Genomic DNA, 14,876 nt, shown 5'->3' with positions numbered 1-14,876 from the left:
TGACTAAGTTGCCTATGTCATAACTCTAAGAAACATAGGATTTATCTTGGCTTGCAAGCGATTATGATGCGCCAAAAGTCCAGCAGAAAAAATGGCAAAATTGCCAGAAATATTATGGACCTTGTTAAGTAATATTTGCTAGGCACTGCCTTAAGTAAGTGCACGCGCATGAATTTGAATGGCATGATTTTTTAGAGTGCCAGTTAATTTCTAAGTCAAATATTATATATATTTGTGAAGAAATTAACGAAGTAATACTTGAAAATCAGGCCAAAGGAGTCTGCTAAAGTGACTTTGCCAGCAAATGCCCTAGGTACAGGACAAATCATATATCAGAAAATTAGCGCATGGCCAGTCTAAAAGCTAATTTTTGACGGATAGACCACATAATCTTCATATCTACTTAGCAAATAATTTTTATATCTTTAATACTAAGCATATCTTGCTTAGCGTTAAGAATATTCAATAATCAGTTGTAATACGCTCAATAGCTCTCAGCTCGAAGAATTTATCAAAATAATCAACTTCAAACTCCAAACTAATTTCAAGTTGAAAATAGTGTAAAAAGCGCTATAATACTGCACCTATGCTTATGTAGGTATATGCTCCTGATAAAATGAAAAGTTGGTATTTATTATGTGCATGTGAAGTTAGACTTCAAAAAGAGCTCAAAAGAATGTGGATGTATATGTGGCATTATTAATAAAGTGTTTTCGTGCAAGGATTTTAGAGTACAAGTCAATTTTTGCCTCAAATATTATACATATTTACAAAACAATTAACGAAGTAATATGGAAAATTAGGCTAAAAAGCCTGCATAATGACTTGGTTAATAACAAAGCTGTATACACATACATAAGTGGCATTTTGACTATGTCAATTCTTGAGGGATGACGAGTATTATATATATTCTTCAAATTAGGACTATGAAAGCTCATGTAATTTAAATGCATATTATACTTGTTAATCAAAATTAAGCTTTATATATGAATTAACTAGTGTTAATGTCGTTTTTATGTTTTCAAGTGAAGATAACACGCTAAAAGATAGTTGAATTCCAATCAATGGTTGCATGTACATAAGCTGTTGCATTGTTTTTAATCAAATTTTCTGTGTTACAGTAGTTTTTGCAACTTTAATGGTGCAAATATATCAGCAACTCATGCTTAGAGTGGCAATTTTATCTTCTCGATATTCTATATTTTACTAAAGAACTACAAGCTAGCGGTTTTACTTCATTGTTTCTTTAGTATTTGTAATTTGAGATATGTTTGGTGTGTTTAATTTACTAATATTTATTACAAATTTTGTGCTAAGCCTCTTTTTTAAGTTAGATTCTTGTAGTCAATTTACACAAAATTTTAAGCAATAAAGTATAAGTACACAAGGAGGTGCGGTTTTGCGATTCAGGCATTAAACAGCGCAACAGTTATCAGTATGTGTAACATTTGTGAAAAATAGCATAAATAATAATTCGTAGAGACTCTCTTATTTCAGCAAAAATACTTTAGTGTTTTTGCTAGTAAAGCTTCAGAAAAACACATGTTTGTACCACCTTTATTAAACCTTGGTTGTACAACTTCGTTATCTGAGGCAATAACAGATGTGATTTTATCAATTCATAATAAATAGATTGTATGAGTAGTTTATCTAAAGTTTTATCCTATTGCCCTATACAGAGACATGAGTGGCAGAAATTTATATTCACTTCTCTTCTTATGATGCTAACAATATATGTTTATAGCATTTTGAGGAATACGAAAGATGTTCTTATAATATCACTTGTAAGCGCAGAACTCGTAAGCACTATTAAGCTTTATGGCGTTCTGCCAAGTGCTGTGCTTGCCATGTTAATATACACAAAGCTGGTCGATATTGCACATAAGTTAACAATATATCACGCTATTAACATATTCTTTATCTCGTTTTTTGTTCTCTTCGCTTTGTACTTATACCCTAATGCATATCAACTACATCCAGACATGAGTAATTTAATGGAACGTCTTCCACACTTTAAATATTTCTTCATGATGATAAATTACTGGACATATGCACTATTTTTTATACTTTCTGAGCTCTGGGGCAGTGTGATGCTTGCTCTGCTATTTTGGCAGTTTGCAAACCAAACAACTGAAATCAAAGAAGCAAAAAGATTTTATCCGCTCTTTGGACTATTCGCTCAAGCAGGTTTGATACTTGCAGGATATAGCGTAACATGGTTTTCTTCTATACAGATTTCACACGATTGGCAAAGCACACTTAATAAGATCACTGCTTCCATCGTTGTTTCTGGCATTTTGTTAAGTTTTTGCCTTTGGCATCTGAGCGAACACATTCTTCCAAAAGATCTAATAGATGCTCCAGCAACTACCAAGAAGAATAAAGTAAAAATGTCGCTTATGAGTAGTTTACAACTTATATTCTCTTCTAAGTATATAGGCTTGATTGCAATTTTGATATTGTCATACGGCATATCCATCAACTTAGTTGAAGGAGTTTGGAAGAAAATGTTGAGTATACACTTTGCAGGAGATGCTAATGCTTATGGAGCATTCAATGGAAAAGTACAAATCTATACTGGTATTGCAACATCCATTTCTATGCTTTGCAGCTCTTATTTATTAAGAATTCTGAGCTGGCGCACTGCTGCTGTCTTTACTCCGATTATCATTTTATTTACTGGAATAGGATTTTTCTTGTTTGTTATCTTTAAGTCTGGCCTTGAAGGCTATGCAGTTGCACTTGGAACGACCTCTGTAGTACTTGCTGTATATTTTGGTGCTATACAGAATGTCTTAAGTAAAGCTATCAAATACTCATTCTTCGACCCTACAAAAGAAATAGCATATATCCCTCTTAATGATGATTTGAAAGCTAAGGGTAAATCTGCAGCTGACGTTGTCGGTGGAAGGCTCGGGAAATCAGGCGGCGCTTTCGTACAATGGGCTCTACTCTCATTTTTCCCTGGTACCACTCTGCTCAGCATTGCCCCTACACTTTTCGCAACCTTCATGGTAATTCTTGTTATATGGTTCTTTGCAGTTATTGGACTTTCTAAACAGTTTGAAAAACAAATACATGTTGAACAATAAGGTAAAAATCAAAGCTGATATAAAACTTAGCATACTAGTATGCTAAGTTTTATGTTCTCTTCATAAAAACATCAAATCATACACTGATTTCATTAGATTCTTAATGCTGCAACACTATAAAAGGTCTGTCCGTAAAAAATTTATTTGCTGTGCAAATAAATTTCTGCGAAGAAAGCTAAATGTATAAAAATTAGCCCAAAGATGGGGCCTTATACTAATTTTTGGTATATAATTTGTCCTGTACCTAGCAAATATTACTTAGGCACTGCATTTAAGTGTCTAACAAAATCTATAAGGTTTTTTGCAATTTTGCCACTTTTTCTGCTATATTTTTATGTGATACGGTTGCTTGCAACCAAAATAAATCCTCTGCTTCTTAGAGTTATGACGATGCGTTAATTTATCATTTTGTTTTATAACATAATTTTCTCTATGCAAATGCAATATTCCTTTTTAGAAAGACGTACAGTATTTGGAATATCAGGAGAAGATAGATATTCTTTCCTGCAAGGTATTATTACAAATGACATATACAAACTAACATCAAAGAATAAACTTGTTCCAGTGAAGCAAGTACAAGGAACATACGGAGCGACAAAGCAATTGACCACTGGAATAGAGTTTACGAAAAAATCTAAAGAAAAAGAATCTGATGCAATATATGGATTAATCCTAACTCCCCAAGGCAAGCTGCTATATGATGTTTTTATAATAGAAAAGTCCGATATGCTGCTAATAGATTGCCCAAGTGGGTATATAGAGGATATAATTAACTACTTAAAAAAATATAAATTACGCGCAAAAGTAGAAATTATAGATCTACAAAATCAAATGAAAGTGGTAGTCAGTTTTCAGCATATTGAAGTAGATTCCTGTTTCCGTGATCCGAGAAATCCTGAAATCGGATATAGAGCTATAGTTGATTTTAGTTATCCAGTTTGTAGCAATACATTTTTAGAAGAATACGAAGAAAAAAGGATCTCACTTCTAATACCAGATATAATTAAGGACTTCTCACCTATGCAGTTTTTCCCTGCGGAGCTAGGAATGGATCTGCTTAATGCCATTGATTACCAAAAAGGTTGCTATATAGGGCAAGAAGTAACAGCTAGAGTGAAATATAGAGGAACCGTTAGAAAAAAACTTTGTATAATAACATCAGAAGATAAAGATTTTGAAAATGTCGCGAGCAAGGAATATGACAAATTCAAGATTCTTGGTTCAAGCGACAAGAAAGCACTGGCTATGGTTTATATTAACGCTTTGTTGTAATAAGTGTATAAAGGTGAAGCAGCTTTTGTATTCTGATTTTTTATTCAGCTATTAGATATTCCATCCGTCAAAAAAACTCGATTCCACTTTCTCTAGCTTTATTGCTATCGCCATCATTAAACTTTTAAAATTATTTTAGTAACAGTGCTATAGAAATAGGCGAAAAAGATTTGTGTTTAGATTTAATCTTATTTCTGGAATTTATAATTTGGAGTTACTATCAGTGAGTTTCCAGAGAGGTCTAATTTATAATTGTGGACTCACATCAACGTTTAAATTGAGTCAGGAGCGGCTTTTCTAAAGTTCTCAAAATATGAAATTCAATGATCTTTTGCATGGCAGATATGTTACAGCCTCTACTAAAGCAGCAAAATTAATATATGCAACTCGTTTAGATGAGTGTAAATTTCATACAAATGTAGAAATAAAATTGTCAAGTGCAAATCTAGAGGTTATATTCGATTTAAAAATATGAACAAGGCAATATCGGATATTTAATTTATGGATAATAAAATAGCTATACATAGCGAACCTATAGTGGTCAATACTCAGTATATTAGGGATTTTTCTTTTGAGAATCCACAAGCTCCAGCAATCTTCTTGAAAAATGAGCAGCCAAAAGTTGAGATAGATCTAGATATAAATGCTAAGTCTATTGGTGACAATGTATTTGAAGTTATTCTCGGAATACAGGCAAAAGCTTCCATAGAAAACGATGTCATCTTTCTGGTAGAACTTCAGTACGCCGGTGTTTTTACTGTCAACACAACAAATGAAGCTGAAAAAGAAATGTTGCTACTGGTTAATTGTCCTGGCATTATATTCCCATACGCAAGACGTATCATCTCTGATATCACAAGAGATGGTGGCTATCCGCCATTAATGATCGCGCCGATAGATTTCTTAGAGTTATATGAAAAAAAACGTAAGCATAATGATTCTAGTGCTGGCAACGTTACTATCAATTAATCAATTTTAGAGGTTTTTATATGGAACCCTCAATAGTAATTGATATATCCAGAGAGGCTTTGGTTGTATTGTTTAAACTCGCCATTCCTCTATTGTTGGTAGCACTCGTTGTTGGTCTATTCATTTCTCTTCTGCAAGCACTGACGCAAATACAGGAACCATCTCTTGCTTTTGTGCCAAAGATATTTGTTATGTTATTAACATTATTTATTATGCTTCCGTATATTGGTGTCGTTATGGGTGACTTTTCAGAAATGATATACGCCACGATAATAGGGTTAACAAAAACATAACTGATTTATCTTGAAACATTTACAATATTGCTCTTATATTTTATTTATAATATACACATTTATGTTTTGTTATTGCGTTTAGTAAATTTTTACAAGATTGGTGCCATAAGTTAATTGATTAAGTATAGGAATTCTTCGCGGATGGATTGTCAAAATGACTATTTTAAAAATTTGCAGCGCTTGTTGACGACAACAATCATCACTGTGTTGTTATTTTTTTTGACGCTTTTCTTATATACAGTGATTTCATGCACTGAATGTCACGCTGGTGCTATACCAAGAGCTCTTGGAAATGAACAAAGAATCAAAATAATAAACTACAAACCAAATACAGTGTTTGTATTTGTCGGACACTATACTTATCAATCAATTATAGAATTTGCTCTTGATGAGCAGATTGATACTATCAGTATGGGGACTCCTACTCCATGGCAAATTGTTCCAGCTGTAAACAGAATTTTCCTCAAACCAATTGAGGATGACGCAACGACAAATATGACGGTCATTACTAATAAACGTATGTATTTCTTTGAAATGCACGCTGAGGAAGCATCTGGAATAAATGACCCAAATCTCTCGTTTGTAGTCAAATTTGTATATCCTGATGACATAAATTATAGTGCGATTAGACACGTACAAACCAGTAGTGGTCCTGATTTAAGCAAACCTGAGCTTTACAATTTCAACTACACTATAAGCGGAAAATCCAAAGAGATTGAACCACTGCAAATATTTGATGATGGAGAATTCACATATTTTAAATTTAGAGATATAAATGCAGAATTACCTGCTATTTTCTTGGTGAATAATGATAGAACAGAAGGACTCATAAACTATAGAATTAGCAATCAATATGTTGTGATTGAACGTGTCGCTTCTAGGTTCACTCTTAGACATGGTAGTGATATAATATGCGTCTTTAACGAAGACTACGATGCAGAAATGTCTGGAAGCAGTAAAACACTAGCACTCGATCATCAGAAGAGAGAATCAAAGTAACGCAAAATAAGCCATAGTTCTATCTCGAAAAACAAAACAATCTTTTTATTACCTGTATTTTTACTAGTACGCGCGCCAAAAGTACTATTCATTTACCTGCGGTATGCCTAGTCCAAAGATCTGCTTTGTTAAATAGCGTGAAAAAATTTTTAGTCGTAGTTTGTACCACTTCATTATATGAGCAACCTCGTAGTTTTGCTAAATGCTCAGCTGTATACACAAGGTAAGATGGTTCATTTGATTGCCCACGTTTTGGTACCGGTGCAAGGAATGGAGAATCAGTTTCAATTAATATTCTATCCATGTGAGTATGTTTAAAAACATTATTTATGTTCTGAGCATTTTTAAATGTAATAATGCCTGATGCTGAGAGATACAGACCCATCTCTAAACAACTTTCAGCTAACCATTCGCTTGCAGTAAAGCAATGTATCACTCCACAAAACGGGCCATCTGCAACGAGCTCTTTCATTATTGTGACTGTATCAAGATCTGCTTCGCGTGTGTGTATTACAAGTGGTAGTCCTGTTTGCTGCGCAGCTCTTATATGGTTTATAAAAGATTGTCTCTGGGTAGCTCTCGATTTTCCACCATTTCTATAATCGAGACCTGTCTCTCCAATACCAATGACCCTTTTATGTTCACTGAGCTTTATAAGAGCTGCAGCATCTACAACAAGTTCTTCCATAACATTCAAAGGGTGGACTCCAACTGAACAAAATATCTGTAATCCAGAGTTTTCAATGCTGGATGATGGATCAATATCAGATGAATGTTGCTTGGCAATTAGAAGTAATTTTTCTACATCTGCTATTCTAGTTCCTATAGTATGCAAGAATCTAACATCTGCTTGCTTGGCTCTTTGCAGTACACCTTCTATATCGCTTTGTAATTGCTGAAAATCTAAGTGGCAATGGCTATCAACTAACATATTTTATAAATCACAAATTTTTATATTTTTTAAAAATTCTAAAGTAACCATATAGCGACTTTAGACATGTTAAAGTAAAAAGGATCAAATTGTTTTTGATATATTTTTAGTAAGTATACCGCAGGTAAATGAAGAGTTGGCATTGATTATATACATATGAAGTTAGAGTGAAAAAAGAGTTAGAAAAAATGTGAAATGTGTATATTGCATTGTTAACCAAGTCATTAGACTCCTTCTTAAAACTTTTGTTCCAGTAGCCAACTGCTTTGTCGCATCCTTGGCTTAAGATGCTCATGTACTGCGTCTGCACTTGTGTTTCCTCGCGCTTTCGTATGCTCCTTGTACTTGCATCGCTAGAACAAGCGTTTTAAGAAGAAGTCTATTATATAAGTCTTTTTGTCCTAATTTTCCATACTACTTCGTTGATTTCTTTGAAAGTATCTCAAAGTATCAAGCACAGAAATGAACTTATATTCTAAAAAATTATGCCATCAAAATCTGCGCTCGTGCACTTACTTAAGGCAGTGCCATGTTTAGGCTTTTAAAAAAAGAGCCATAAAGAATATGTCACATGTGTATACTCGCTATATTTTTCAAAATTGGCCACTCTTGTAAGACCGCTCTTTATGTATTGATTACGCTGCCTGGCGTTCTTTCTGTCTCTTTTTGAAATATAGCTTCGTATCAAAAATCCTAAATGCCAACTCTTCATTTATCAGGAGTATATGAGTATCTTTAAAGGCATCAATTTTGAAAAGTATGACGAATATACAAGTATTTAATATATCAGACTATATGTGGAAATAGCATTATGTCCTCTTGAAATAGTGTATGTATTGGATAATTGTAAATTTGTCTAAGCTGTTTAGTTTGAACACACTATTTTAAAATATGATTAAAATAAGTAGAGTAAAAGTAGCAGGTATAATAAAGTATGACATAATACTTCTATTACTTACTACATTTTTGATAGTTTATAATCAATAAGAAGTGGAGAAAATGTTATATGTTTGTTGAAATGCAAAAACAACTTATAGTGTAAGCGCATAGAACTATTAGTATAATTTAATTTTGCAACATCAGCACTGCTAAGCTGATCTATCATATTTTGGTTTAATAAAATCATATTGAAAGTTAATCAGCTAACTTTTGCTTCAACAAATCATTTACAATACTCGGATTTGCTTTACCTTTAGAAATTTGCATAACTTTACCTACAAGGAATCCAAATAGCTTTTCTTTTCCTGCTTTATACGCTGTAACCTCAGAAGGATTATCTGCGATTACTTGATCGATAAATAATGCTATTTCAGATGTATTAGTTACTTGCACCAAATTCTTTTCTTTCACTATATCAAGCGGATCGCCACCAACTTCAAACATGATATCAAAAACTTGTTTAGCAATTTTTCCTGAAATCACATCTTGTGATATTAAATTGATGAGTGCAGCAAGCCCTTGAGCAGAGACAGGAGAATCTTGAATATCTAATCCGCTCTTATTAAGTTTAGCAAATAGTTCTGCAACTATCCAGTTAGCAGACGTCTTTGGGTCAGCTGACTTTGCAACGTTCTCAAAATATTCTGCAACAGCTTTATCTGCCACTAGTACTGCAGCATCATATTCTGAGATTCCCATCTCACTGATATACCTTGCTTTCTTTGCATCTGGTAACTCAGGTAGATTTTTCTTGATAGACTCAATATATTCTTCCGTGAGAATAAGAGGTAGAAGATCTGGATCCGGAAAATATCTATAGTCTACAGTATCTTCTTTTAGCCTCATTGTTCTTGTCTTTGCTGATTCTGCGTCAAACAGCCTTGTTTCCTGTACAACAGTGCAGCCGTCTTCAATTAGTTCGACTTGTCTTGATGCTTCAAAGTTTATTGCTTTTACTAGATTTTTTATTGAATTAACGTTTTTTACTTCAACACGTGTCCCAAGATTTTTGTTACCGACTGTGCGTACTGAGATATTTGCGTCACATCTCATGGAACCTTTCTCCATATCACCATCACAAGTGCCAAGGTATCTCAAAATTGAACGCAGCTTTTTCATGAACTCAGCAGCTTCTTCACTGCTTCGCATATCAGGTTCTGTCACAATCTCCATAAGTCCTATACCAGCTCGATTTAAATCTATGAGTGTGCAGCCAAGCGCAGCATCATGTATACTTTTTCCAGCGTCTTGTTCTATATGTATTCTTGTAATTCCAACATTACGAACTGCAGAATCCTGCGTAACAATTTCGACATCACCTCTACCAACTATTGGATAAAAAAACTGAGATACCTGATATCCTTGTGGTAAGTCAGGATAGAAATAATTCTTTCTATCAAAAGCTGAGCACAAATTGATCTTTGCATTTAAGCCAAGACCTGTCTTCACAGCTTGTTCCACACATTTTTTATTAAGTGTTGGAAGCATTCCTGGCATTGCAGCATCAACATATGATACCTGCGTATTTGGTTCTGCACCAAAATCTGTTCCAGCATTAGAAAATAGCTTCGAAGATGAGACAATCTGAGCATGTACTTCAAGCCCAATAATTACTTCCCAATCTCCAGTTTTTCCTTTTATAATTTGTAACGCCATAGAAACCAGTTTTTAGTTTATATATAAATGAGCCTTTACTTTTAGCAAGACTATAAAAAGTTTATTAGCACCAATTAATAATGCAATCAAGCATACAAAGCTCTAGCTCTTTTAAAAATCATTATCAATTACTACCGGCTAAAGCGCGGTAGTTTGTGTAACGCTTGCAAAGCAGATTAAAAGCGTAAACGCTAAAACTCTGATATTCTAAAATCATCTTTTTTGTGATGTTCCTCATGCTGTTCTATATATTTTTGCACTTCTTCTGAATTCACATTGCCAACTGTCACAACAAAATACCCTCTGACCCAAAGATGTTGTCCACAATACCGCTTACGGAGCAGTGCAAATTCCTGTAGCAACTTACGACTACTTATACCTTTAATATATTGCACAGCTTTAGATATTGATATACTAGGCGGAACCAATGCTAATATACTCACCTTACGCAAGAGCATTATTTTTGCGTAAATTTATCAATTCATGCATAGATGCTATATTCGCTGCTACTAGCAATTTATATTTAATGGCAAAATGATTGGTTGCAGTGGCAACCTTTATAATTTCTAACTTGCAAAATGCTACGATTGAAGCAAATATATGGTTTGCTTGAGACCGTACCTTTTTCGTTGGAGATTTTGCCAAGCTTGTATTTTCTTTGATAGATTTGTGATATTCCTCAATTCTCCATCGTTTTTGATAGATTTCGTACAAATAGGCAGCATCATGTTCTATATCATTAGAAGCAAGGTATAGAATACCAGTTGATCCGTCCTCGTTTATGAAAACTTTTTTGATTAGTAAAACTTCAAAAGATACTCCTTTCAACCATACCTTCTTTGATTCTCCATCCTGCATATCTAATGATGAGATTTGTTGAAACTTCCCCAATTTTTTATCTTTACATGATAATGCAATAATTCTATTTGATTTAATACCTATAATAAACTTTTTACCAAGCGATTCTATGAATTCCATATTCTCTTTAGAACCAAACCAATTGTCGGCTAAAATATGCTCAAACAACACTTTGTTCTCTGTTGATCGTTTTATGAGATTGCGAAAATGTTGGTTTTTGCTAATGCTAGATTTACGCTGTACTTTTCCTGTCTCAATATCCGCAAAACTAACATCTTTACGAATGAGTGCGTACCCAAACTGAAGCACTACATCACCATAGGAAACTAAGCACGATAAAATGTTTATCCCTTTTACATGCCTTCCTTTAGCATAAGAGTGATGCCATGCTACTATCTCATTTTCATCCGTGTAAGGTTTCTCTTCTATTGAACCATCTAATATCAAAACACATCCCTTGTTAAGCTCATGCTTCCTAATTTCTGGCTTGATGTATAACCATAATTCTTTTGATCCTAAATCTTCAGAATTAAGATATTTTGTAATCTTGTCGTGGCTTATATCTCCAGACAATAAATCCGATAAACCAGTAGCTGTTGCATACTTATTTTGACAAATTAAATAGTCTGTATATATATCCAATATTTTCTTAGACATACTTTATTTTTTTATTTTCTTACTGCTACTACCTTTATACTACTTTTGTCAATTTTGCGTAAGGTGAGTAATATATGTACGTGATCAGGACTCATACTGCCACTAATTATATTTATGTAATTAGCAGCACATATTTCTCGGATTACTTCCCTAGTTCTAATCGCAACTTGCCCAGTTAAAACTCTATACCTATACTTAGTACAAAATACTATATGATACTTTAGGTCATATAGGCTGTGGGATCATCTCCTATATTCCATTCGTCCTCCCTTAGCACATTTCCTAGATAACTAATACTAAAGTGTTCGCCTAAAGGCGAGGGTCTTAACCATATCACATATAACTACATAAAATGAACAGCAGAGACAATTGAATAAAAAGCTAAATTGTCCCATTCTTGCAATTTACACATGTTTATCAAATAAGATAACAACACGAAATTTCAAAAGTGTATACCGCAGGTAAATGAAAAGTTGGTATTTATCATGTACATGCGGTATAGAATAAGTACACGCTTGGGGATTTTAAAAGCATGATTTTTTAGAGTGCCAGTTCATTTCTTAATCATATACTTATATATATTTGCGAAGAAATTGACAAAGTAGTCTATATGTCAAAAATTGATTTTGCTGCGCAAATAAATTTTTGCGGAGAAGTTAAATGTACAAAAATTAGCTTTTAGATCAGCCATGCGCTAATTTTCTGATATATAATTTGCCCTGTACCATAAATATTACTTAACAAAATCCATAAGGTTTTTGGCTTTTGCCACTTTTTCTGCTGGACTTTCGGCGTCTCATAATTGCTTGCAGGCCAATATCAATCCTGCACTTCTTAGAGTTATGATGCAACGACAAAGTAATACTTGAAAATCAGGTAAAAAAGTTTGCACAAGTGACTTTGCAGGCAGCTGCATATACAAAATGCATAAGGAGCATTTTAAAGGCGCAAATTTTGAAAAGTATGTAATACTTAATACTACTTACTCCACTGTGACAGATTTTGCAAGGTTTCTAGGCCTGTCAACATTGCATCCTCTAGCTATAGCAACATGATATGCTATCAGTTGCAAAGGTAAAGAGTAAAGTATTGGTTTTAAAAAATTATCTATATCTTGTAACAACATATTATATTTACAAAACTTTGCTAAGTTTTCAAAACTGTACTGATCAGAAATTAGTAGGATATCACCACTACGTGCATTTACTTCTTGCACTGCTGATGCCATTTTAACGTATGTTTCATCGTGTGGCACAAGAGCGATGATTAATGTTTTACTATCTACCAGTGCAATTGATCCATGTTTTAACTCTCCTGCTGCGATTCCTATTGCAGGAGCATAAGAAAGCTCTCTCATTTTAAGTGCACCTTCAAGACAAATAGGATACATAGTGCCTCTGCCTATATATAAAAATTTATCATAGTTGCTGATCAAGTGTGCAATTTTTTCGATATTTATCTCTATCTCATTAATCAATGCAGTATTAAAAAGCTGTAGCTCTGCAAGCTTTGCTTGCGAACTTTTATTCTTTATTTCAAAAGAGAGCAGCAGAAGTATAAGTAATTGTGCTGTGAATGTCTTGGTTGCAGCAACTGCAATCTCAGGGCCAGCTTTCATTTCAATAACATGATTAGAAGATCTACCCAAAGTGCTAGAGGCAACACTAGTAATACAAGCTGTTTTTGCATTAAATTGCTTTACATAGTTTAGAGCAGTTACAGTATCTGCAGTTTCTCCAGATTGTGATATAAAAAGATATAAAGTGTCATCGTAAATCTTGGGTTTTCTTGTTGCAAATTCTGATGCTATATCAACTTCGACAGCTATATCGCAGCTTCCTTCAATAAAGTATTTTGCTGTATATCCTGCGTAATTAGAGCTGCCACATGCCAATATGCAAATCTTGTTAACATTCCTCCAGTATATGTTAGATCCCTGATATGAGCTTAATATATCTTTCAGTACGTCACTCTGCTCATAAATTTCCTTTTTCATAAATGTAGTGAAGTCACCTTTGTTTGATGTATTGTACCGTTCTATGTGATGCAATGTGTATTTTATGTTAGAACCACTCAAGTCATTTATTTTTAAATTTCCATCGAGTTTTATTTCTGCAATTTGCTGATCATCTAAATAGACAACACTATTTGCAAATTGAGAAATTGCGATTGCATCTGATGCAATGTAGAGCGTATCCTCTTTATTTCCTATTCCAACAAGAAGAGGCATTTTATGCTTAAAGCCAATTAAGGTATCTGGAAATTCTTTCGATATAACGGCAACTGCAAATGATCCTTCAAGTTTTAGTGCGGCCATTCTACACGCCTCAAAGATATCTAAACCGTTTTCAATATTCACTGTTATTAGGTGTGCTATTACTTCTGTATCAGTATCCGATTGAAACTGAATTCCGAGAGTTGTAAGCTCATCTTTCAATTTTTGATAATTTTCTATGATGCCATTATGTACAACAGCAACTTTATGTGTTGCTATTGGATGTGCGTTTTCTAGCTTTGGTGCTCCATGTGTGGCCCATCTTGTATGACCTATACCAATCTTGCCTGTAATAGCTGGAGTATGTGAATCTAGCGAAGATTTCAATTGATCAAGATTTCCTACTGCTTTGCATACATGTAATGTACTCACATCTACTGTTGCAATTCCTGCGGAATCATATCCTCTGTATTCCAAATTTTCAAGTACGGAAACCAAGTCGGAAACAATTGACTTAGAGCCTGTTATACCTATTATTCCACACATATATCTCTGATAAATGAAGAGTTTGTATTGATTATGTACATATCGTTAAATAAGTGGTGTTCTAATAAAATTTAGAACTTAGTGAAGCATTAGAAAATGCATCAGCTAAATAGATCTGCTAATGCACAATATATGGTTAGCGCTTTTAAATCAACTACAACAACAGCATATTTTAATAGATTTCTCCTTAAAAAAATGCTTGTTTCATCAGCGGACAATTTGCTCAGTATGTTCCTTGCACTTGCCTAAACTGGAATCGAGTTTCAAGAAGAAGTCTAATACAAAATGACCAGAGTCTTAACTTTTTTCCCAAAGGCAGTGTGTTTATGTAAAAAATATTTTAAATCGCAATGTAGGTTAGCTATTGATATAAAAGCATCAGTGTAATTAAGCATTTTGAGATATAAAACATAAGCTATTAAGATGGCAGTATTGCAAAGTGAGAGTTT

10 protein-coding genes and 1 pseudogene are annotated in these 14,876 nt (G+C 33.8%); 5 read left to right on the top strand and 6 right to left on the bottom strand.

Annotated elements, in window-relative coordinates; genetic code table 11:
- Positions 1 to 1,637: 1,637 nt before the first annotated feature.
- The 5 genes from AACK98_RS02215 to virB9 all read left to right on the top strand — a co-directional run bounded on the left by AACK98_RS02215 (position 1,638) and on the right by virB9 (position 6,625).
- Positions 1,638 to 3,092: an Npt1/Npt2 family nucleotide transporter gene (locus AACK98_RS02215; protein WP_339041964.1), complete on the top strand. Its 1,455-nt coding sequence runs from the start codon at positions 1,638 to 1,640 to the stop codon at positions 3,090 to 3,092.
- A 408-nt stretch (positions 3,093 to 3,500) separates the two neighbouring features.
- The gene (locus tag AACK98_RS02210) at positions 3,501 to 4,364 is read left to right on the top strand and encodes a hypothetical protein (RefSeq protein ID WP_339041962.1); all 864 of its coding nucleotides are present in this window, start codon (positions 3,501 to 3,503) and stop codon (positions 4,362 to 4,364) included.
- A gap of 501 nt (positions 4,365 to 4,865) precedes the next feature.
- A complete protein-coding gene (gene secB / locus AACK98_RS02205; protein WP_339041960.1) occupies positions 4,866 to 5,333 on the top strand; it encodes a protein-export chaperone SecB in 468 nt (155 codons plus the stop codon).
- A 20-nt stretch (positions 5,334 to 5,353) separates the two neighbouring features.
- Complete coding sequence (locus tag AACK98_RS02200) at positions 5,354 to 5,626, top strand: flagellar biosynthetic protein FliQ (RefSeq protein WP_339041958.1); 273 nt, start codon at positions 5,354 to 5,356, stop codon at positions 5,624 to 5,626.
- Positions 5,627 to 5,767: 141 nt separating this feature from the next.
- On the top strand, positions 5,768 to 6,625 hold the full coding sequence (gene virB9 / locus AACK98_RS02195) for a P-type conjugative transfer protein VirB9 (protein ID WP_339041956.1): 858 nt from the start codon (positions 5,768 to 5,770) through the stop codon (positions 6,623 to 6,625).
- 88 nt (positions 6,626 to 6,713) lie between these two features.
- Here virB9 and AACK98_RS02190 read toward each other — a convergent pair whose 3' ends face one another.
- The 6 genes and pseudogenes from AACK98_RS02190 to glmS form a co-directional block, all read right to left on the bottom strand.
- Positions 6,714 to 7,556: a TatD family hydrolase gene (locus AACK98_RS02190; RefSeq protein ID WP_339041954.1), complete on the bottom strand. Its 843-nt coding sequence runs from the start codon at positions 7,554 to 7,556 to the stop codon at positions 6,714 to 6,716.
- A gap of 1,134 nt (positions 7,557 to 8,690) precedes the next feature.
- A complete protein-coding gene (gatB, locus tag AACK98_RS02185) occupies positions 8,691 to 10,151 on the bottom strand; it encodes an Asp-tRNA(Asn)/Glu-tRNA(Gln) amidotransferase subunit GatB (RefSeq protein ID WP_339041952.1) in 1,461 nt (486 codons plus the stop codon).
- Positions 10,152 to 10,342: 191 nt separating this feature from the next.
- Positions 10,343 to 10,594: an IS200/IS605 family transposase gene (gene tnpA, locus AACK98_RS02180; protein ID WP_339041950.1), complete on the bottom strand. Its 252-nt coding sequence runs from the start codon at positions 10,592 to 10,594 to the stop codon at positions 10,343 to 10,345.
- 1 nt (position 10,595) lies between these two features.
- Positions 10,596 to 11,666, bottom strand: a complete 1,071-nt coding sequence (locus AACK98_RS02175) for a transposase (protein ID WP_339041948.1) — start codon at positions 11,664 to 11,666, stop codon at positions 10,596 to 10,598.
- 11 nt (positions 11,667 to 11,677) lie between these two features.
- A pseudogene (gene tnpA / locus AACK98_RS08040) lies at positions 11,678 to 11,896 on the bottom strand (IS200/IS605 family transposase); the annotation flags it as partial.
- Positions 11,897 to 12,648: 752 nt separating this feature from the next.
- Entirely contained in the window at positions 12,649 to 14,427 is a 1,779-nt protein-coding gene (gene glmS / locus AACK98_RS02170) for a glutamine--fructose-6-phosphate transaminase (isomerizing) (protein WP_339041946.1), read from the bottom strand.
- Positions 14,428 to 14,876 lie beyond the last annotated feature (449 nt).

Source organism: Candidatus Lariskella endosymbiont of Hedychridium roseum (genome assembly GCF_964020185.1).
Classification (GTDB): Bacteria; Pseudomonadota; Alphaproteobacteria; order Rickettsiales; family Midichloriaceae; genus Lariskella.
This window is presented reverse-complemented; position numbering and strand designations above follow the sequence as displayed.

What these genes read in the sequence shown, in the direction of transcription:
- AACK98_RS02200 (WP_339041958.1), top strand. Translation starts at nt 5,354, where the DNA reads ATGGAACCCTCAATAGTAATTGATATATCCAGAGAGGCTTTGGTTGTA.
- AACK98_RS02190 (WP_339041954.1), bottom strand. Translation starts at nt 7,556, where the DNA reads ATGTTAGTTGATAGCCATTGCCACTTAGATTTTCAGCAATTACAAAGC.
- AACK98_RS02175 (WP_339041948.1), bottom strand. Translation starts at nt 11,666, where the DNA reads ATGTCTAAGAAAATATTGGATATATATACAGACTATTTAATTTGTCAA.
- virB9 (WP_339041956.1), top strand. Translation starts at nt 5,768, where the DNA reads ATGGATTGTCAAAATGACTATTTTAAAAATTTGCAGCGCTTGTTGACG.
- secB (WP_339041960.1), top strand. Translation starts at nt 4,866, where the DNA reads ATGGATAATAAAATAGCTATACATAGCGAACCTATAGTGGTCAATACT.
- glmS (WP_339041946.1), bottom strand. Translation starts at nt 14,427, where the DNA reads ATGTGTGGAATAATAGGTATAACAGGCTCTAAGTCAATTGTTTCCGAC.
- gatB (WP_339041952.1), bottom strand. Translation starts at nt 10,151, where the DNA reads ATGGCGTTACAAATTATAAAAGGAAAAACTGGAGATTGGGAAGTAATT.
- AACK98_RS02215 (WP_339041964.1), top strand. Translation starts at nt 1,638, where the DNA reads ATGAGTAGTTTATCTAAAGTTTTATCCTATTGCCCTATACAGAGACAT.